19 protein-coding genes are annotated in these 21,407 nt (G+C 38.8%); 13 read left to right on the forward strand and 6 right to left on the reverse strand.

The features are described 5' to 3' along the window. Position 1: 1 nt before the first annotated feature. Positions 2-1,072, reverse strand: coding sequence for a cytochrome c oxidase subunit II (locus NMG88_RS14445; protein WP_026795367.1), 1,071 nt, complete (start codon positions 1,070-1,072; stop codon positions 2-4). A gap of 380 nt (positions 1,073-1,452) precedes the next feature. Between NMG88_RS14445 and NMG88_RS14450 the strand changes: the two genes are divergently transcribed. From NMG88_RS14450 to NMG88_RS14465, 4 genes are all read left to right on the forward strand, one after another. After that, the gene (locus tag NMG88_RS14450; protein ID WP_042154498.1) at positions 1,453-2,412 is read left to right on the forward strand and encodes a COX15/CtaA family protein; all 960 of its coding nucleotides are present in this window, start codon (positions 1,453-1,455) and stop codon (positions 2,410-2,412) included. 117 nt (positions 2,413-2,529) lie between these two features. Then, the gene (locus tag NMG88_RS14455; protein ID WP_027255174.1) at positions 2,530-3,495 is read left to right on the forward strand and encodes a heme o synthase; all 966 of its coding nucleotides are present in this window, start codon (positions 2,530-2,532) and stop codon (positions 3,493-3,495) included. Positions 3,496-3,683: 188 nt separating this feature from the next. Then, complete coding sequence (locus NMG88_RS14460; protein WP_278047055.1) at positions 3,684-4,085, forward strand: M48 family metalloprotease; 402 nt, start codon at positions 3,684-3,686, stop codon at positions 4,083-4,085. 6 nt (positions 4,086-4,091) lie between these two features. Then, the gene (locus NMG88_RS14465) at positions 4,092-4,637 is read left to right on the forward strand and encodes a DUF456 domain-containing protein (RefSeq protein WP_027255176.1); all 546 of its coding nucleotides are present in this window, start codon (positions 4,092-4,094) and stop codon (positions 4,635-4,637) included. A 110-nt stretch (positions 4,638-4,747) separates the two neighbouring features. On the opposite strand, the gene NMG88_RS14470 is transcribed toward NMG88_RS14465, so the two are convergent. Next, positions 4,748-5,635, reverse strand: coding sequence for an LmeA family phospholipid-binding protein (locus tag NMG88_RS14470; protein ID WP_052331089.1), 888 nt, complete (start codon positions 5,633-5,635; stop codon positions 4,748-4,750). Between the two features lie 18 nt (positions 5,636-5,653). Here NMG88_RS14470 and NMG88_RS14475 point away from each other — a divergent pair, with 18 nt between their 5' ends. Together NMG88_RS14475 and NMG88_RS14480 are read left to right on the forward strand one after the other, a co-directional pair. Beyond that, on the forward strand, positions 5,654-6,448 hold the full coding sequence (locus tag NMG88_RS14475) for a pseudouridine synthase (RefSeq protein WP_026796737.1): 795 nt from the start codon (positions 5,654-5,656) through the stop codon (positions 6,446-6,448). 6 nt (positions 6,449-6,454) lie between these two features. Further along, entirely contained in the window at positions 6,455-7,369 is a 915-nt protein-coding gene (locus NMG88_RS14480; RefSeq protein ID WP_026788149.1) for a helix-turn-helix domain-containing protein, read from the forward strand. A 179-nt stretch (positions 7,370-7,548) separates the two neighbouring features. On the opposite strand, the gene malQ is transcribed toward NMG88_RS14480, so the two are convergent. After that, positions 7,549-9,045, reverse strand: coding sequence for a 4-alpha-glucanotransferase (malQ, locus tag NMG88_RS14485; protein WP_042154495.1), 1,497 nt, complete (start codon positions 9,043-9,045; stop codon positions 7,549-7,551). Positions 9,046-9,439: 394 nt separating this feature from the next. On the opposite strand from malQ, the gene NMG88_RS14490 reads away from it, so the two are divergent. After that, complete coding sequence (locus tag NMG88_RS14490; protein WP_042157539.1) at positions 9,440-10,075, forward strand: TMEM165/GDT1 family protein; 636 nt, start codon at positions 9,440-9,442, stop codon at positions 10,073-10,075. A gap of 407 nt (positions 10,076-10,482) precedes the next feature. Here the strand turns inward: NMG88_RS14490 and NMG88_RS14495 are convergent, their stop codons facing one another. Next, a complete protein-coding gene (locus NMG88_RS14495) occupies positions 10,483-11,697 on the reverse strand; it encodes a hypothetical protein (protein ID WP_254035558.1) in 1,215 nt (404 codons plus the stop codon). Between the two features lie 239 nt (positions 11,698-11,936). On the opposite strand from NMG88_RS14495, the gene NMG88_RS14500 reads away from it, so the two are divergent. From NMG88_RS14500 to NMG88_RS14515, 4 genes are all read left to right on the forward strand, one after another. Next, positions 11,937-12,809 (forward strand): tetratricopeptide repeat protein, encoded by an 873-nt coding sequence (locus NMG88_RS14500; RefSeq protein ID WP_254035559.1) that lies wholly within the window; start codon positions 11,937-11,939, stop codon positions 12,807-12,809. A 44-nt stretch (positions 12,810-12,853) separates the two neighbouring features. Further along, entirely contained in the window at positions 12,854-14,083 is a 1,230-nt protein-coding gene (locus NMG88_RS14505) for an AAA family ATPase (RefSeq protein WP_235765825.1), read from the forward strand. Between the two features lie 5 nt (positions 14,084-14,088). Further along, entirely contained in the window at positions 14,089-14,598 is a 510-nt protein-coding gene (locus NMG88_RS14510) for a hypothetical protein (protein ID WP_235751549.1), read from the forward strand. 194 nt (positions 14,599-14,792) lie between these two features. Further along, positions 14,793-16,742 (forward strand): ATP-dependent nuclease, encoded by a 1,950-nt coding sequence (locus NMG88_RS14515; RefSeq protein WP_235751548.1) that lies wholly within the window; start codon positions 14,793-14,795, stop codon positions 16,740-16,742. A gap of 211 nt (positions 16,743-16,953) precedes the next feature. On the opposite strand, the gene gcvP is transcribed toward NMG88_RS14515, so the two are convergent. Beyond that, positions 16,954-19,839, reverse strand: coding sequence for an aminomethyl-transferring glycine dehydrogenase (gene gcvP, locus NMG88_RS14520; protein WP_235765824.1), 2,886 nt, complete (start codon positions 19,837-19,839; stop codon positions 16,954-16,956). A gap of 254 nt (positions 19,840-20,093) precedes the next feature. Continuing rightward, the gene (locus NMG88_RS14525; RefSeq protein WP_254035560.1) at positions 20,094-20,588 is read right to left on the reverse strand and encodes a DUF29 domain-containing protein; all 495 of its coding nucleotides are present in this window, start codon (positions 20,586-20,588) and stop codon (positions 20,094-20,096) included. A 188-nt stretch (positions 20,589-20,776) separates the two neighbouring features. Between NMG88_RS14525 and NMG88_RS14530 the strand changes: the two genes are divergently transcribed. Together NMG88_RS14530 and NMG88_RS14535 are read left to right on the forward strand one after the other, a co-directional pair. Then, positions 20,777-21,007 carry a type II toxin-antitoxin system Phd/YefM family antitoxin gene (locus tag NMG88_RS14530; RefSeq protein WP_233423098.1) on the forward strand — a complete coding sequence of 77 codons (231 nt, stop codon included), beginning with the start codon at positions 20,777-20,779 and terminating at the stop codon, positions 21,005-21,007. A gap of 2 nt (positions 21,008-21,009) precedes the next feature. Continuing rightward, complete coding sequence (locus NMG88_RS14535; RefSeq protein WP_026795379.1) at positions 21,010-21,396, forward strand: type II toxin-antitoxin system VapC family toxin; 387 nt, start codon at positions 21,010-21,012, stop codon at positions 21,394-21,396. The last annotated feature ends 11 nt before the right edge of the window (positions 21,397-21,407 follow it).

Raw genomic sequence — 21,407 nt, forward strand, 5'->3', positions numbered from 1 at the left:
ATCAGTAATCAGTGTTAGAAACAAAATCAAGATTTTGTTGACTCGAAGCAACAGTCAACTGTCTCATCACTGATAACTGTTCACTGTTGACTGATAACTGATTTTCGTTGGCATAGGGGGCTAAAAATTCGCCCTCGCTGAGTTCTGCGGGATTAATCGCAACGGCTGTTTGCAGGTCAGGGTTACTTGCTACTAAATTTTCTGCAACCCAGGCTTGATAATCCTCTGGGGTATCGACAATCATTTGCGATCGCATCGCCCCATGATAACTACCACACAATTCGGCGCAGACAATCGGATAGGTTCCTAGTTTGTTAGGGGTAAACCGGAGTTCTGTAATCCGACCGGGGATAGTATCTTGCTTTAACCGTAATTGCGGAATCCAGAAGGCATGGATCACATCTTGGGCGCTCATATTTAACTGCACTTCTTGACCGATGGGGACATGAAGTTCCCCCGCGTTAATGCCTGTTTCTTTGTAGTTGAAAAGCCAGGCAAACTGTAACCCGGTAACATCCACATTCACGGCCGCGGCTTTCCCTTCTTGGCTAGGAGATGCCCCAATTCCCAAGGCAATTTGGGTGAGTTCTGGCTTCCCCCCCACCCCTCGTTCACGGGGGGCTTGGGGGGGCTGACCGTCGATTAAGGGGGCTGCGATCGCCGCTCCATTCATTTTGCCGTGGGCGTGCATAGAGTGTTGACCCGATGCCATCGGATCAAGTCCCCCCATATTGTTATAGATTTCAAAACTATAAATACCAATTCCCAAAACTACCACCGCCGGAATTGCTGTCCAGACGATTTCTAGGGGAATATTCCCGTGAATCGGAGCCGCGTCGGTGTTGTCATCCGGGCGACGACGAAACTTAATTGCCGCGACTACTAGGACTCCTTCTACCAGAAGCACTAGGCCAAAGCTAATGGTCATCATAATATCAAATAGACCATCGACTTGCGCCGCTTGTTCAGTGGCAGCCACGGGTAATAAATTGTGGTTTTGACCATACCAGAGAGATACGAGAGTAATCCCGATCCCCACCAGTAGGGTCAAAATTGAACTCGGAATTTTCACGTTGATTCCTCCTTATTGACCATCCCCAACACCGATATCGGATGGGAAGATACACTTATATACATACACGCTTGTTTAATCTTAATAGCTGGTTGAGAAAATAGCTGGTTGAGAAATCTGAACATCAGGGTTGATTGTCTATCTAAAATCCCGCCTCTACGGTAAAACAGATCACAAAACTCATAGAACGAGATTGAGTAATATTCACAGATTTTCTTTAGAATTGGGCTGTCGGGTCAACGGTCAACGCCGAGCGTACTGCCCAAAATCGGAAAACTTATCTTAAGTCTGTTCAACTGCATACCACATTTTCGACTGAGATAGGTAGAATTAACCATCATGTTTCAATTAGCATTAGTCCAGTTAAATCGGTAGAACTCATGACCCAGACTCTCCTTCATGATCCCAGTTTATCAACCCCCCAGACCCAACAGAACGGCTCTAAAGCCCAGGATAGAATCCGCCGTCTGGTCTGGAAACTGAGTATTGCTACCTTACTATTGATGGCCGTGGGCAGTGCAACCCGAGTGATGAATGCTGGATTAGCCTGTCCTGACTGGCCCTTGTGTTACGGGAAGTTAGTGCCCACCGCCCAAATGAATCTGCAAGTCTTCTTGGAATGGTTTCACCGTTTGGATGCGGCTGGGATCGGACTGGGTGCGATCGCCCTAGTGGGATTATCCTGGTGGGATCGACGGGATTTACCTAAATGGTTGCCTTGGGCTGCTTTATTCGCCCTGGCTTTAATTATATTTCAAGGGGTTTTAGGAGGACTGACGGTGACGCAACTCCTGCGGTTTGATATTGTGACCGCCCATTTGGGAACCGCCTTGCTATTTTTCACCATTCTGCTGATTATCGGTTGTTTGCTGTTACCCTATCAAGGCGCGGCTGGGGTGGGAAAGCTACCGGAAATCAGTCTTACCGCAGCAATTTTAGTCTATTTACAAAGCATTTTAGGAGCCTTAGTGGGTTCTCAATGGGCTTTACATCAATGTTTGGGAACCTCCCAACTCTGTACCGTGATGAATAGTCATCTTTTCGGGGTAGTTCCCCCCACCCTGGCCACCCTAATTCTGATTGTCTTGGTTTGGCGAACTTCTGCCTTACATCCTAAACTCAGAACTTTAGGAAATATCGCCGGAGTTTGTTTAATCGCTCAAATTCTTTTGGGGGTAGCTACCTATAAAATGCGGTTACAGGTGGAACCCTTGACTGTTGCTCATCAAGCCATGGGTGCTACACTTCTGGGAACTTTAGTTTGTTTTAGTATTCTCGCCCTACGGGATCGTCAGTCATCAGTTATCAGTTATCAGTCATCAGTCATCAGTCATCAGTGATGAGTTATCAGTGATGAGTTAATAGTTAATAATTGATGACTATTATGTTTACTTATAACTAATTACTTATCGCTGATTACCGTCAGAAAATCAACAAATTCTATAGGTCATAAATTCATGCAAGAAGTGATTCAAACCCAGGTATCCCGACACCACGAGAATATTTTACAAGTGCTGCAAAGTTATTATCAACTGACCAAGCCTAGAATTATTCTGTTGTTATTAATTACAACCTCCGCCGGAATGTGGTTAGCCTCAAAAGGAGAAGTTGATCCCCTATTGTTATTGGTAACATTAACTGGGGGTGCTTTAGCGTCGGGTTCTGCTAACACCATCAACTGTTTGTATGACCGAGATATTGATTATATTATGGAACGGACTCGTTGGCGGCCGATTCCTTCGGGTCGAGTTAAACCCATTGATGCTCTAATTTTTGCGATCGCTCTTGCTATTACTTCTTTTACCTTACTGACGGTTTTTGCTAACTTATTAACAGCTTGTCTCGCCCTATCGGGAATTGTTTTTTATGTCCTGATCTATACCCATTGGTTAAAGCGTCATAGTGTCCAAAATATCGTAATTGGGGGAGCCGCTGGAGCGATTCCTCCTTTAGTCGGATGGGCGGCAGTTACCGGGGATTTAAGTTGGGCAGCGTGGCTATTATTTGCGATCATTTTCCTCTGGACACCGCCTCATTTTTGGGCTTTAGCCATGATGATCCGAGATGAATATAAGGAAGTTGGGGTTCCGATGTTACCTGTGATTGAAGGGGATGAAGTTACAGCTAAACAAATTTGGATTTATAGCTTAATTATGGTTCCCTCAACGTTATTGTTAGTTTATCCCTTACATACCAGTGGTTTTGTTTACGGGGCGATCGCTCTGATATTAGGGGTGATTTTCCTACAAAAAGCTTGGCAATTATTACAATCTCCCTCGGAACGAGATGTAGCGCGATCGCTGTTTAAATATTCCATTTTTTATTTAATGCTATTGTGTTTGGCAATGGTAATAGATAGTTTACCCGTTACTAACTCTATGGTGATGGCATTGAGTGAATCTTTGCCCATGGGATTGCTATAAACCCAATATTTTTAGGGTGGGTGATACCGGAAAGACAACTTAAATTCTGATGTCACCCACCCACTCTGACACTGCTTCGCAAAAGTATAGCAGTCGCCAGACCTATTAGGACAAAGAGTGATGCAGCAAAGCTAGACGGTGAAGTCTTTTCCTCCGAGATCCGGCGTTCCCTCCCCCCCTAGCCCCCCGTGCACGGGGGGCTAGGGGGGCTGTTCCCTCTTCCCTGCTATATCAATTTAATCGTCCGGAATGCTCAACAAGCAGCGATTTTAGCTCAAGCGGTGAATCAATTAGTTAATCTTAAGTATGGTCGTAAAGATGAATTAGAAAGCGATCGCTTGGGGTTTGAATTCATGACGAAAGCTGGTTACAGCCCCAAAGGTTTAGTAGAACTAATGCAGATTTTAGGGTCTGCTAATTCGGGGGGGTCTCCACCAGAATTTTTGAGTACCCATCCTAACCCCGGTAATGGGGTAGAACTCCTACAGGCTATAATTACTAAAACTTATCCTCAAGGGATTCCCCGGAATTTGGAAGAAGGACAAGAGCGCTTTGCTCAAGCGGTTCTCACTAACCACTCAAAAAATTAACGCACCATGAACTATTGGATTTTATATTGGATTTTGATTGCTTTTATGATGGTGGGTATTATTGGAATTGTTGTTCCTTTATTACCTGGAACCAGTTTAATTTTAGGTGCTATTTTAGTTTGGGGAATTGCCACAAAATTTACGGGAATTGTGGGGCCGATGATTGTGGTAATTTCGATTTTAATTTTAAGTATGGTGATTGTCTATTTAGCGACAATTTTGGGATTACAACAGTTTGGGGCGAGTAAATGGGCGCAGTTTGGAGCAATTATTGGATTGGTTGTGGGATTATTCGGACTTTTACCCGCTTTACCCTTTGGAGGGCCGTTATTAGGGGTTTTAATTGGGCCGATTTTGGGTGCTTTTATTGGGGAATTTCTATATCAACGGGATGTTAAATTAACGGAACGAATCAAGCCAGCTTTTAAGGCTAGTATTGGGGTTTTTATCGGTTCAGTTTTAGGCAATGTGATTGAATTGGTCTTAGGAATTGTTGCCGTTGGTATTTTTGTTATTAAGACTTGGCCGTTGGTTTCCACATTGCAACCCTAAATAGTTAGGTAATGGGTAATGGGTAATGGGTAATGGGTAATGGGTAATGGGTAATGGGCAATACTGATAACTCTTAAACTGATAACTGATAACTGATGACTGATAACTGATTAGGGATTGATTTTGAGTGTGGCTTGAATTTCAAGTAATCCAGGGGATAAAATTAAGTCTTGAATTTTGATATCTGAACCTAGATCAATGATATAATTATCTAGGTGCAGTTCAGTATCAATGTCATAAATTTGGACTTGGGGCTGAACCAACATCAGTTCACGGAAATTAGCAATTTCCAATCCGGTTTTTAATTGAAAAAATAATAGTTCACCTGAGTCGAAAAGCAGTTGGGCGTTTAAAATTAGATGACCGGTTTCTAGGGTAATTTGGGGGTTTTGAATCCGTTGAACCGATTGCACCCAAGAGTCATTTTGCTGCTTTTGGAGATCATAAGTAGACTGGGATGAAGATTGGGTCAAAGCGATCAACAGTGACAAAACAAACTCGTTTAATGCCTGGACTAACATTGGAGCTTGTAGGGATTGATTCAGATCCAATTGATGTAAGTGTAGATTTCCGGTGACAAAAAAAGGTTCTAACAGGTGTAAAGGTTGACCTTTTAAAATTTGACCCAGATTAAACCGAATATTTGACCCTTGTAATTGGACTTGAGTTAAATGTAACCCCTGATAGATGGCATTCTCCGCAGCGACAGACACCCCTGGAATATCCCCGGACAGCAAAGAACGATTACTACCTTCGATATTGAGTTGTAGGTGATCAATTTTGTCAACTTGCGATCGCAACCAAAGCCCAATTGCCTTTGATAATATACTTCCAATTAAGGGTTTAGCCCCAGTCTGAATCAATGCCATAGCTACTCCAGAATCACCCATCCCCACATTATTCCACACCAAACTCAGATTGATAGTAGGATTAATTGCGGATTGCTGTAATATTTGTACATAGTCTCCCTTGGTTTGAATAGATCTACCATTAGTCAAGGACAGTTACCGATCAGCATGGATGAAAGGCTACAAAAAATTATGGCTCAATGGGGTATTGCCTCCCGCCGTCACGCCGAAGAAATGATTCAAGCGGGACGGGTACGGGTGAATGGCAATTTAGCCCAGTTGGGACAAAAAGCCGATCCGAATTGCGATCAAATTGAGGTCGATGGGAAGTCAATTAAACCCAACTACCGACCTGAGCCAGTCTACTTATTACTCCATAAACCGATAGGAGTTGTATCGACTTGTTTAGACCCCAACGGACGACCTGCCGTTTTGGATCTACTTCCGCGTAAAATGCGAGTAGGTCAAGGCATTCATCCGGTTGGACGCTTGGATGTCGATTCTACAGGGGCATTATTACTGACCAACGATGGAGAATTAACCTTTCGTTTAACTCATCCTCGTCATTTGATTCCTAAAACTTATCAAGTCTGGGTTGCCGGAAATCCATCGGATTCAATATTACAGGCTTGGCGTCAGGGTGTGCTATTGGCAGGAAGAAAAACATTACCTGCTCAAGTTCGGTGTATTCAACAAAATTCAGATCACCAGACTTTATTGGAAGTGATTTTATATGAGGGTAGAAAGCGGCAAATTCGCCGAGTTGCCGAACAGTTAGGTTATCCAGTAATTAAATTACACCGAACTGCCATTGGCTCAATTCAACTCCAACCTCCTGAAAAATCCCCATTGCCAGAGGGTCAATATCGTTCTCTGAGTGCCTGGGAAATTGAGTTCTTACGAAATCCCATTTCATCCCCATTGGTTAGTGTGCCCGTTCACCCTGTAGACATCAAGGAGTAAATGATTATGAAAACTGATTTATTTGTCTTACCGTTTAAAATGGCTAAAAATCCTAGCCCAACCCTTAATTCCTATGATCCTGAACTGATTCAGCGATTAGTAGAAATTGGAGGACAACTCAGAGAAACTCGTCTCGGTCATTCCCTCTCTTTAGATATGGTAGCGGCTTACACTCGAATCCGTTCCCATTTATTACAATCTTTAGAAGAAGCTAGGACAGAACAACTCCCAGAACCAGTTTATACTCAAGGGTTAATCCGTACCTATGCTGATGCTTTGGGTTTAAATGGAGTAGAACTGGCTAACTTTTTCCTCCCCGAACCTCAAAAAGTGGGGATGAAATCAAAACTTAATTTCTTGACCCTTCCACAATTAAGACCCACCCATCTTTACTTAACTTATATCCTATTAATTATTTGTGCGATTAACGGGGTTTCTTATCTGAATAAAACCGCTAATTTTGCGAGTGTATCGGGTGAACCCGTTGCCACAACTAACCCACCGGAGGTTAATCCTCAACTGCGTCAGGCGGTAGTTCAGCCAAAAAAACCATCCACTTCCGCTAGTCAATTCGTTTCTTCTCCCCCATCTTCAACGACCCAAAAGGTAACAACAACCGTTGAAAAAGTATATGAAACGGAGTCCCCCGCCCAATCAAAAACTGAAAAGACAGTAGAAGTGGGGATAGTGGCGAAAGATCCCTCCTGGGTAGTTATTGAAGTGGATGGTAAAACCGCATTTGAAGGTACCTTAGAAGGGGGAACACAACGCAGTTGGAAAGCGAAAGATAAGGTTGTTGTGTTTACTGGAAATGCTGGAGGAGTTCTCGTAACCGTTAATAACGGAGAAGCCAAAAGTCTTGGGGAACCCGGTCAGGTTCAAGAAGTGGTTTTCAAAGCTGAAGATTTATCGAAGTTATAATTCCCACCTTCCTCCAGTCATCAGTTAACAGTCATCAGTTAACAGTCAACAGTCATCAGTTAAGAAGTTTACAGTTAAGAAGTTTACAGTTAAGAAGTTTACAGTTAATTTATTAACTCCTGAACTGATAACTGATACCTCTTACACTGTTAACTGATGACTGATCACTGATAACTGATTTAACGGCCGTAGGTTTCGGTTAGAAACTTGAGGCGTTCTCCGATTTCTTCGGTTAATACTCCCGGTTGAAAACGCCAAGCCCAGTTACCTTCAGCTTCTCCCGGCATATTCATTTTTGCTTCACTCCCTAAACCCAAAATATCCTGTAGGGGGAAAATCGCTTGATTTGCCACACAGGACATGGCTAACCGAATTAAATCCCAGTGAATGCCATAACCGGAGGTGCAGCCCAAATAGCGGGTGACTCGGGCTTGTTCCTGTAAGCTCCGACGGTTAAACCAACCCACCGTTGTATCGTTGTCATGGGTTCCGGTATAAACCACCCAATTTGCTGAACCGTAATTATAGGGTAAATAGGGATTACCGGAACCGGAATCAAAGGCAAAATGTAGAATTTTCATCCCGGGTAAACCATATTTATCCCGCAATGCTTCCACTTCTGGGGTGATAACTCCCAAGTCTTCGGCGATAATTGGTAATTCGCCTAATTTCTCATTTAATAAACTAAAAAAGGCATTTCCCGGTGCGTCTACCCATTGACCATTCATAGCGGTTGTTTCCCCTTGAGGAACGGCCCAAAATGATTCTAAACCCCGAAAATGATCAATTCTAACTAAATCTAAATAGCCTAATAAAGATTCAATTCGTTGCAGCCACCAATAGAATCCGTCCTGTTGCAAACGTTCCCAATTATAAACTGGATTTCCCCACAATTGACCGGTGTAGCTAAAATAATCCGGTGGAACTCCAGCCATTAATGATGCTTCTCCGGTTTCTTCATCTAAACAAAAGATTTCAGGATGTGACCAAACATCGGCACTATCATGGGCAACATAAATCGCTAAATCTCCAAAAATTTGGATGCCTTGTTCATTGGCATAATGTTTGAGTTTTGACCATTGTTTGAAGAATTGAAATTGGAGAAATTTATGATAATAGATAGGTTTAGCTAACTTTTCTCCCCATTTATGTAAGGATTCCTGTTTTCGCAGGGCAATTCCTGTTTCCCATTCATTCCAACTTTCTCCATTAAATGCCTCTTTCAATGACATGAAAATGGCGTAATCATCTAACCAATAGTTACTGCGAGAACAAAATCGATTAAATTCTTCTTCCTGTTCTTCTGTGGCATTGGCTTGAAAAGTAACACAGGCTTGATGAAACAGTTTCTCTTTAAAGGCTTTAACCGCGTCAAAATTAACAATATGGTTGGGGAAATTCGGCGGATTTGCTAAGTCTTCATCGGTCAATAATTCATCCTCTTTTAAGATTTCTAAACTAATTAATAAGGGATTTCCCGCAAAAGCAGAATAGGATAAATAAGGAGAATTGCCAAATCCAGTCGGGCCAAGGGGTAAGACTTGCCAAAGTTTTTGGGCACTTTGTTTTAAAAAGTTAACGAACTGATAGGCAACCGGGCCAATATCTCCAACGCCAAAGGGACTCGGTAAGGATGTGGGATGCAGTAAGATACCGCTAGAACGGGGAAATGACATAAGGATTAACGATAGAGGTTATACAAATTTGCCAGGGATCAAGTCAAGTTGCAATTGAACATCACATCAATGTCTAAGATCCATCTTCTGATCTTACGACTAAGGGGAATATCCGGTTGGATAAATTTTGTCAAGGAAAGGATGGATTTGTGATGGTTCTAGCCAACTCTAGGGATAAAGGGTTTAAGGATTGAATTTTTAAAAGATGTTTATTAAAATTTTATGGGTTAAATAAAAATGAATTGATTATGAAAATATTGTGATTCATTTATGAATAAAATCAGAATTTTAAATCTATAAAAATACTTAAATATTCAGGGATTTTCTGATAAACTAATCACAGCGAAAGCCTAATCCTGTGCTTTTAACTATCCTATTTGTTAATATTGAAATTATGCTCACTGCTTTTACGGCTGCACTGTTACTGATTACTATTTCTGAACTTGGGGATAAAACATTTTTTATCGCGGTTATTTTATCTTTAAAAAATGATAGAAAATTAGTTTTTATCGGGGTAGTAGCTGCCTTGGCAACAATGACAGTTCTTTCGGTTTGTGTGGGGCGGATATTTTCTTTCTTACCTCAGATTTATATTCATTATGCCGAGATTGTTCTGTTTGCATTATTTGGATTTAAGTTATTATATGATGCTAGTAAAATGCCGAAAGGTGCGGGGGTTAGTGATGAACAAGAAGAAGCGTTAGAAGTAGTAGAAAAAGCCGAAAATCAGTTTCCGAAACGGAAAAGTAAATGGGGGGTTTTATTAGAAGCTTTTGTGTTAACATTTGTGGCAGAATGGGGCGATCGCACCCAAATTGCTACGATTGCATTAGCTACATTTCATAACCCTGTAGGGGTGATTATTGGGGGAATTGTTGGACATACAATTTGTACGGCTATTGCGGTATTAGGTGGGAAATTAATTCAGGGAAAAATTTCAGAACGGACTATTACGGCTATCGGAGGTTTTCTATTCCTTATTTTTAGTGCGGTGGCATTATTTGAAGGGGTGAGAATTACCGCCGCTTGATATTAAGTGTAGTGCGAGCGTCCCCGCTCGCTAAGGAATGAAAAACCAATAAGGTGACTAATTGAGCAATAGTTTACAGTAGATCGAGGTTTCCAGGGTGTAATTGTGCAAGTTATTTATTTTTCATTCCTAACTAATCCAATCAACTATAGCAATCCGCGCCTTCAAGACCAGAGGTTGTAACATTTTATCGTAGGGGTTGGGTCTGGTCAACCATCTTTGCGCCTGGGTTGGGAGACCCAACCCCTACAGGTTTTTATCATAAATCCTACACGGATTGCTATATTAATCAAATTAACAAGAATTAAACTGCTAAAATAAAATAGGATCATCAAGGATCTGGGTGTAGTTAGCCAGCGAGGACGCTGGCACTACAGATGAGATGTTATCCATTACAATTAGATAAATTAACGGTTAATCATCAAACCCTTGATTAACTCTAGTTTTTTCATTAACCCTTCCTGATCTATCCAACCCACATAGCCACCGAATTGCAGTTCATCATCACCATCTAATACATAAACATGATGGACGTTAATAGCATTAACAAATAAATAAATTTTCCCACTTTGATCAGGAAATTTCAAATAAAGATCTCCCTTTTGAATATTATAGTTATTATAATGGCGTTGAATTCCCTTAACTTGGGATATAGGTGTCATCCCCTTAACTTGAGATAAATGGTGAATTACGGTTTTTAAGAAATTTTGAAAAATCACTTTTTGTTGATTCAAAATATTATTAGTAATTAATCGAGCAGTTTCAGGACAATTCCAATAATTACTATGGGCATCACTAGAACCTAAAACCATTGCTAAGTCAGTTTGACCTAAAGTTCTAGCTGTTTTTTCAGCCAAGTTAACATCGTCTAATAAATACTCATCTGTAAATTTCAGACAACTATTTTCAGCTAGATGTAAACTCGCTTTTAAAGGATAAGCAATTAAATCCGAAGCATGAATTAAATTAAGCCATCTTAAAGGCTGTTCAGAAGAATAGGAATGAGCAAATTGCTCGACTTTTTCGGGACGCACATCTAACATCATATTAATAAATAAAATGGGCGAACCCATGATCGTGATACTGCTCAAATTAACCTGATGTTTAAGTTTCACATCTGTCTGATTTTGTAATTCTCGAATCATAGCTCGAATAGATAAAGCGGGATCTTTCGCTGAAAATCGATCTGAAAATAAAATATCCCATAGAATCACAGTTCCTAACGAATGGGCAACAATATGAAGTTCAGAATCATTGGGGTTTTGCTTAATAAAATTATAGAGTTGTTGAGCGATTGTTTTGCGAATTTCTCGACCCTTATCAGGATTCATATAGGTAAAGAAATCCCCAAGAAATTGAGAAAATAAGCCTTCTCTAAAGGTTCGATATCGAAAAATCTCTTCACGATCAATTTTAGGATATTTCTTTTTAACGGCTGCTAAATCTTCATCAATACCATTCCATATTTTCCCGATATCCGTTAAGGCAGAACCCCAAAAACTAGCGTAAAAATGAGGATTTTTTTCTTCCCTGTGACTAAATTCTGTTTTGATAAGTTGTTGTAAATTTGATGAGTAGCAAGCATCTCTTGTGGCGACACCATGAATAAAAAATACAAGCATAATCAATAATAGGTAAAGTGTTCTAGGGTTGGGTTAGTGTTTAATTATAGCTCAAACAGTTATCAAGCCTAAAGTTATAGCAATTATTATCGTGGTGAGGTGCTTGGACAGCTTTATTAATTTCTGTAATATCATTGGAATAATAGGGGATTGATTCATTGTTTGATAAGTTGCGATCGCATCAAACTACTATGCTAAACTATAAGTCACAGGCATCTATCCTAAAACCGAGGTAAAACGTGAAACAGTGGAAACGACTTTCCTTGATGTTGACTATTTCTCTAGTGGCTTGTGCGCCTATTGAAAGTAAGATGAACAATAATGAGGGCTTCGCACTTTATCAGGAGGGAAAATTAGAAGAAGCTATCGAAAAATACCAGAAAGCTATTGAACTTAATCCTAAATTTGCTATTGCTTACAATAATCTATGTCTGGCACTAGCGAGTCAAGGAAAATTAGAAGAAGCTATCGAACAATGTCAGAAAGCTATTGAGCTTGATCCTAAATTGGCGATGGCTTACAATAATCTAGGTTTTGCATTAGCTAGTCAATCAAAATTTCCAGAAGCTACCGAACAATACCAGAAAGCCATTCAACTAGACTCTCAATTAGTTGAGCCTTACAATAATTTATGTCAGGCACTTGTTAGTCAAGGAAAATCAGAAGAAGCTATCGCACAATGTCAGAAAGCTATTGAGCTTGACCCTAAATTAGCTCTTGCTTACAATAATCTAGGTTCTGCATTAGCTGGTCAAGGAAAATTTCCAGAAGCTATCGAACAATACCAGAAAGCTATTGAACTTGACCCTAAATTAGCGCAGCCTTACAATAATTTATGTCAGGCACTTGCTAGTCAAGAAAAATTTCCAGAAGCTATCGAACAATGTCGAAAAGCTATTGAGCTTAACCCTAAATTAGCGACCGCTTATAATAATATGGGTGTTGCACTTAGTGGTCAAGGAAGATTTCAAGAAGCAATTACTGAGTATCAAAAATCATTAAACCTTGACCCCAATCAGGCTATAGTGCAGCAGAACTTAGAAAAAACCTTTCAACTTTTGTCCTATCAACTTATGCAACAGCAACTTATACAACAGCAACTTTCAAGATAGTGTTAACAAGGAAAGAGCGAGGTTTAAAAAATTAAAAAAATCTAATGCTAAAGCAAATCAATTTAAAAAACTGGAAAAGTTTTAAAGAAGCGACCTTATATATAGATCCAATTACTATTTTAATTGGAACTAATTCTAGTGGCAAATCTAATATTATTGATGCTTTAGATTTTTTAAGTCGCATTCCTGAAGCTAAATCTTTAGAATCTGCTTTAATTGGTGATAGTCATACCCCAGGAATTCGAGGAGGGTTAGAATGGGTAGTTAGAAAACCAGAAACTCAGTTTACTTTAGAAGCGGTTATTAGTGGAAAATATAAACAATATAAACGGCCAGGTAAGGAACTTGAGCAATTTGAATTTGATTGTCTTTATAGTATTAAAACAGAAATAGAACCTAAAATACAATCAATTAAAGAATTTATAAAATTCCTTAAATCTAATGAAAATAACAAAAGTAATAACTCATCAGAAAATACGATTAATAGATCGTTTCCTAGACCTAAATTCTTTTTGGGATCTCTAAAACCTTTATCTTTTTATGATTGTGATGATTTAAGTATTCAGATACAGATTTACAGAGCTACTAAAATAGTTCTCAAAAAAATATTTATTATTAACCCAATTCCTCAGAACATGAGAGACTATTCTCCCCTATCAAAAATTTTAGAACAAGATGGCTCAAATATTGCTGGAGTTTTAGCCGATCTTCCTGAAGCAGAAAAAGAAAAAATAGAACAAACCTTACTGAGTTATTTATCCCAACTTCCTGAAGGAGATTTACAACGAGTTTGGGCTGAACCCGTTGGCAGATTAGGCAGTGATGCCATGTTATATTGTGAAGAAAAATGGGGTGAAAATCAAGAACCTTTATTATTAGATGCAAGAGGAATGTCCGATGGAACATTAAGATTTTTAGCCATTTTAACCGCTTTATTAACCCGTCCCGAAGGCAGTTTAATTGTGATTGAGGAAGTTGATAATGGTTTACATCCTTCCCGCGCTGGTTTGCTTTTGAAAATGTTAAAGGAAATAGGAAAAAAACGGAATATTGATATTTTAGTCACGACCCATAACCCGGCTTTAATGGATGAATTAACCCCGGATTTTATTCCTTTTGTCATGGTTGTTTATCGAGATCAAGATACAGGAGAAAGCCAGTTAATTCCCTTAGATGAAATTGAAAATTTACCGAAATTGATGGCTTCAGGTTCTTTAGGAAAAATCACCCAACAGGGATTATTAGAAAAAAGTTTAGCTAAACATCGGGAATAGAAATAATGATAAAAGTATTGATTTTTGATACTTCTATCCTTTGTGTCTGGTTAGGAGTTCCGGGTAAAGTAACCTGTGGTTCAAAAGAAAATTTTTGGGATAAAGCCAAAGTTGAGAAAATTTTACAACAGGAAGAAAAATTAAAAACAACGTTTGTTTTACCGTTAGCTTCTATTATTGAAACGGGAAATCATATTGCCCAATCTTCTAATCTACGATATGAAACTGCTCTAAAATTAGCAGAATTAATGAAATTAACGGCTGATAATCAAACCCCTTGGGCTGCATTTACCCAACAGTCAGAGTTATGGAATTCTGAACAAATTAAACAACTGGCGGATGAATTTCCTCAGTTAGCCACGCAAAAATTATCCCTCGGAGATGCAAGCATTAAGCGAGTTGCAGATTATTATGCAAAGTCAGGTTATGAAGTCGAAATTCTGACAGGAGATGGAGGATTAAAGTCCTATGAACCTGCAAAACCTCCCTTAATTCCTCGGCGCAAGCAAAAGTAACTACTTTCCCTAAACTTGGGATAAGTGGGTTCAAATAAATCGCTATTGGAAGGAATATTTAAGGATTGGTTCATTGTTTTAGAAGTTGCGATCGCATCAAATTACTATGTTACACTATAAGTCACAGACATCTATCCTAAAACCGAGGTAAAACGTTAAACAGTAAAAACGATCTACAACTTTACAATAAAAATATGCACATCAAGGAAATTCAGATTAAAAATTTTAAATCTTTTCAAGATACCAAAATTCAATTAAATTCTGATATCAATATTTTTACTGGTAAAAATAATTCCGGTAAAACAACCATTCTGGAAGTCGTTTCTCTGTGGCATGAATGCTTTAATAAATTGATTCGTCAGGCAGGAAGAAAAACTAAAAACTATAGAAAAGGCGATTACATCTTGGGGAATACTCAGGAAAAATATTTTCCTTTTGAAGAAATTCATAGTGTCTGTAATCCGAATTTTGAAGATATTTTTAATCAATGTGATAAAAATAAAAAAATAGAAATTGATGCAGAATTAGAACATGAAAATGAACAGATAAAAATAGGATTTAGAATTAGTTCATCTGGATTAAATTATGTGATTGAACTGATGGATTTTACGACTTATGACTTTGAAAAATTTAATAGATTCTTTAGAAGTTTTCCTTTCCCCATCGGATTATATTATGCTTCTCCTGTGTTAGCTATTCGCCAACGCGAGAATTTTGCAACTAATCCTCAAATTCGGGAAGCGATTCAAATGAGAGAGTCGGCAACGGTACTGCGTAATCGTTTATATTCTTTATATAAGCAGCAACAAGATTTATCATTATATAATAATTTTATTTCTGATTTGTCTTATATTTTGTTTAATAATCAAGAACAAATCGAGTTTTTTACTTCCAGCGATATTCAGAAAGATACTAGGGTAATTATCAATTACAAACTCAATAGTAGAGATACTGAAAAAGATATTGCTTTATTGGGAAGTGGTACATTACAGATAATAGAAATTTTGTTAAATTTATATTATTATGAACAGAGAACTGATATGAATCTAGTTTTGCTTGATGAACCGGATAGTCATATTCACAGGGATATTCAACAGCGTTTACTAGAAATACTGACGAGGTTTTCTAACCAAAATCAATTATTAATCACGACCCATAATGAAACCATCATTCGGCATTCATCCCTACATCATTTATTTCATTTAGATCAAAATAGTGCTGAAAATTATTATAAACCCCTGGGTCATACTGAAATCCAGAGGTTGGGCGAGCGTTTTAAGGGTATTTATCCGATTCCGATAAATCCTATCCTCAGTTCTTTAGGAAGTCCTAATGGTTTAGACTTTATTAATGCCATTGAAGCTAATCACTTAATTTTTGTGGAGGGTGAAGATGATGCTAGGGCAATTGATTTGCTTTTGCAAAAAAGTGTATCTCCTAGAAATACGAAAAAATATGTTTTTTTGGTATTAAATGGAATTAACAATATTTTTAAAGAAATACTACACTATAAAACGGTTTTTTCCGCTATTAAAAATACTAGAACTCTCTGGGAAAAATCTGTTTTAATTATAGATAGGGATTTTTTGATAGATGAAGATCGTGTAAAACTTGCTCAAAAAATGGAAGAAAAACTAAGTTTAAAAACCTATATTCCACAAGCTTATACGTTTGAAGCGATTTTGCTGACGGATTTAGATTTACTCAGTCGTTTATTAGTAAAATGGGTTAAAAATAGGTATTCCCAGGATATTGTTCAAGAAGAACTGTTGGGTTCTTTGAATACTGCATATCAGAATATAAGACAGAATTTAGTAGAAAAATATTTGAATGATAACTGTCTTAAAGAAACAACGTACAGATATATAGCGATCCAAGAAAGTCTATATACAATATTCAAATATAAATTTATTAATAAAACTGATGTTGATCTCACTATTTCATGTAAGAATCATATCAATAATACTCTGAAAAGTGGAGCGTTTTTTAAACTCACTAGAAAAGAAGATGTTAAACAGATATTAGATGAATCTTTACAAGCGTATCATATTTCATTTAATATAGAAAGGGATTTTCTGGATTTACTTAAAGCTGTAGATAGATCAGTATGGTTTGATGAGTGGGACTTTTTAAGACAACTTTGAAATGTCAACCGTTGGAGGATATTAAAGACAGTCTTAGTCTTGCAAAGCTAAAACTATCTGTGATTTAATAACAAATTAATCACGAAGATACAAAAGGTTTTATTGTCAACTTTTTACACCTGAATATCTAGTCCCCTGTTCATCAAAGGAGACTAGATATGTTGCATTTTTTGAATGATTTGGAATTACATTGCCCGGAAAAAACTAGCCTTTACTCATAGGCATCCATGGGTAAGCAGGAACAGACAAAATTACGATCGCCAAAAGCATTATCAATTCGTCCCACAGACGGCCAGAATTTATGTTCTTTTGTCCAGGGGGCGGGATAGGCGGCTTGTTCCCGGGAATAGGGACGATTCCATTCGCCACAAAGCAGGGAAATTGCCGTATGGGGCGCGTTTTTCAACATATTATTAGTGGCATCCATCGCCCCCGATTCTATCTGGGAAATCTCCTGATAAATGGCAATCATCGCATCACAAAACCGATCTAATTCCGGTTTAGATTCGCTTTCAGTTGGTTCTACCATCATGGTTCCAGCTACTGGCCAAGAAACCGTGGGGGCATGGAATCCATAGTCCATTAATCGTTTAGCAATATCATCAACTTCAATACCCGCAGATTTCTTCACGCCCCGCAAATCTAAAATACATTCATGGGCAACAAATCCCTGATTTCCCTTGTACAAAATCGGGTAATATTTATCTAAACGACTGGCAATATAATTCGCATTTAAAATTGCCAATTTTGTCGCTTCTGTTAATCCCTTTGGCCCCATCATGGCAATATACATCCAAGAAATCACCAGGATACTCGCACTCCCCCAAGGGGCGGCGGAAACAGCCCCAGTTTGACTTCCTGGGATGTCTACAACCCCATGACCGGGGAGGAAGGGAACTAAATGGGAGGCGACCCCAATCGGCCCCATTCCTGGCCCACCGCCCCCGTGGGGAATACAGAAGGTTTTATGCAGGTTGAGGTGGCAGACATCGGCGCCAAAATCCCCAGGGCGACATAACCCGACTTGGGCGTTCATATTTGCCCCATCCATATAAACCTGTCCGCCATTGCTGTGAATGATATTACAAATGTCTTCAATTCCGGTTTCAAATACGCCGTGAGTTGAGGGATAGGTAATCATTAATGCAGCTAAATTTTCGTGATATTTTTCGGCCTTAGCTTGCAAGTCATTAATATTAATATTTCCTTGATCATCACAGGCAACAGAAACTACTTTAAACCCGCACATCACGGCACTAGCAGGGTTTGTACCGTGGGCAGATTCGGGAATTAAACAGATATTTCGGTTTATCTCTCCCCGACTTTCATGGTAGTGACGAATTACTAATAATCCGGCATATTCCCCCTGGGAACCTGCATTTGGTTGTAAAGAAATCCCGGAAAATCCTGTTATTTCTGCTAACCAGTTTTCTAATTGTTCAAACAGAATTTGATAGCCTTGGGTTTGGTCTTTTGGGGCGAAAGGATGGAGTTTACCAAATTCCGGCCAAGTTACCGGAATCATCTCCGCCGTGGCATTCAATTTCATTGTACAGGAACCCAAAGGAATCATGGAAGTAGTTAAGGATAAATCCTTAGTTTCTAAACGATGAATATAGCGTAGAAGTTCGGTTTCTGAATGGTAACTGTTGAAAACCGGATGGGTTAAATAGGCAGATTTTCGGATAAATGGGGTAAGATTTTCTGATGGGTTTAAGACATCTTCAACCGTAAACTTTAATTCAGATTCGGCAAAGATTTCCCATAAATTAATGATATCATTAATTGTGGTAGTTTCATCTAAACTAATACCAACGGTTTCGGAATCAATCACTCGGAGATTAATTTCTTTGGTTTGGGATGCTAACAGAATTTCCGTTAAGGATTTTTGCCCTAATTCTACTTTAATTGTATCAAAAAATGGTTCTGTTCCCATTGCGTAGCCTAACCGTTTTAAGCCTTCTGCTAAGGTTAGGGTTAACTGATGAATATTTTGGGCGATTTCTTGAAGTCCAGATGGCCCATGATATACCGCATACAAACTCGCAATTACCGCTAATAATACCTGGGCTGTACAAATATTACTGGTAGCTTTATCACGGCGAATATGTTGCTCACGGGTTTGTAATGCTAACCGTAACGCCGGGTTTCCTTGAGCATCTTTAGACACACCCACCATCCGACCCGGAACGTTGCGTTTATAGGTTTCTTTGGTAGCAAAATAGGCTGCATGGGGGCCGCCATAACCCAAGGGAACTCCCAACCGTTGGGTACTTCCGACGGCAATATCTGCTCCCAATTCCCCTGGAGGAGTTAATAGGGTTAAACTTAAAATATCCGCCGCCACGGTGACTAAAGCGTTATGTTTGTGGGCGGTTTCTATAAAGTTTCGATAGTCATAAATTGTTCCATCAGTAGTAGGATATTGCAGTAGACATCCAAAGATAGATGTGCTAAAATCAAAGGTATGATGATCTCCAATAATAATCTCAATGCCTAGGGGAATTGCCCTGGTTTTAACTACATCAATAGTTTGAGGGTGACAATCTTGGGAGACAAAAAATCCCGTAGCTTTGGTTTTAGAAACCGCATAACTTAGACTCATGGCTTCGGCGGCGGCTGTAGCTTCATCGAGTAGGGAAGCGTTAGCTATTTCTAATCCAGTTAAGTCAATAATTAGGGTTTGAAAGTTTAGTAATGCTTCTAAACGACCTTGGGCAATTTCCGCTTGATAGGGGGTATAAGCCGTATACCAACCGGGATTTTCTAGGATATTTCTTTGAATCACTCCGGGTGTGATACAATCGGAGTATCCCATGCCAATAAAAGAACGATAGACTTGATTTTGAGAGGCGATCGCTTTTAATTGATTTAAAGCCGCATATTCGGTTTGAGCTTCTGGTAATTTTAAGCTATAATTGAGGCGAATAGTTGAGGGAATTGTTTGATCAATTAAAGTTTCTAAACTAGAAACCCCTAACAATTCTAACATTTGTTGAATCTCAACAGGATTGGGGCCTAGATGCCGTTTGGCAAACCCCTGGAATTGAGGAGCTTTTTCGTTACCCTTGGGGGCGGAAGATACTATGGTTTCCATCTGGGTGCTCGCTGAGGAAGTAATCTCTAACATGAAACTCCGAATGATTCAACTATTTACTTTTCCTAAAATTAGTTTAGCAAAGTTTGAAGAAAAGAGATAGGAATAGTCGATAAATTCTCTGTGTCTTTGTGTCTTCGTGGTTAAATTAATCTTGATCCTCGCTCCTACTTTTGAATCATTAATTGATAGCCTTGAGGATTAACTTAACCACAAAGACACAAAAGAGTTGTTAATAATAACCTGATTATTATCTATTTCTGGTTATGAAAGTGTTCAGAAGCTTCTCCTGGGAAAAAGTTAGTGTCTAAAACTTGGTCTAGGGTATAGGGACATTCTGTGGGAAAATCCTGATCATTCAGGCAGGTTTCGCGTACAGCTAAGTCAATACCACTTTGATAACCTTTGTGTAATGCTTCAGGAAGATAGGGTTTTAAACTGGGATTTTCTGTTAATAAATAGCCAATCTCTCGGCGTTGTTCGCGCAGGGTCACAAACCAACTTTTAGAGCGTTTATTGGGTTGAAACTGCCACTTGAGTAAATGACCGAGTAAAATTCCTAAACGGTTTTTTAACTCCTGGCGTTGTTGCTTTCCCAAAGATTGAATCTCCTCAGCCAAATTGATAATATCAAGGTGATCTAATGCGCCTTCCCGTAACAGTTTGGCTTGTTGCTGTGTCCATCCATAAAAGTCTTGTTCATAAAGAGAGAAACCTGTTTGAAAGGATGCGCTCTGTTTTGTATCCATAATATTAATTCAGAGGATAGTAGGAATTATATTGTTTTTTAAAATAGGTGTCAAATTGTGCGATCGCAACTTCAACAAAAAAGCAAGCACATCTTTCTTCCGGCTTCGGGATATTACCAGAGAATAAAAAGTACGAGGAGAAAATATAAATTTTCTGCTATAATGGGTAAATAATGGCGTTCCACTAGATGGCTATGTCTTCCATAGAAATTACACAGGCAATTTCACAAATTTCGGAATTATTTGATTTAGCTTTAAATGGAGAAGAAATTATTATTACAGAAAATAAAAAACCTTTGTTGAAATTGGTTTTATTTCGGCAAAAACAATCTCAACGTCCGGCTTTATTTGGAACAGATAAAGGAATTATTTCTATTACTGATGATTTTGATGATCCTTTAGAAGAATTTCAAGATTAGAAATGCAAGTTTTATTAGATACTCATGCACTGATTTGGTTTTTCTCAGGGAATGAAAAACTCAATGGGACGGCGCGAAATTTAATTGAAGATATAAACAACATCAAATATATTAGTGTGGCAAGCGTTTGGGAGATGGCAATTAAGCAAAGTCAAGGAAAACTAACTTTATCGGTATCATTAGAGCACTATATAGCAGAAAAACTCCAGCTAGAAGATTTTAATTTACTACAAATTAAACTGAGTCATTTAAACTTGGTTTGTCAATTACCTTTTTATCATAAAGATCCCTTTGATCGATTGTTAATTGCACAAAGTATCGTTGAAAATATTTATATTATTAGTCAAGATTCTATATTTAATTTATACCCAATTCACAGAATAGAGTAAGTGTTTGTGCA

The sequence above is a fragment of the Planktothrix agardhii genome (genome assembly GCF_904830935.1).
Classification (GTDB): domain Bacteria; phylum Cyanobacteriota; class Cyanobacteriia; order Cyanobacteriales; family Microcoleaceae; genus Planktothrix; species Planktothrix agardhii.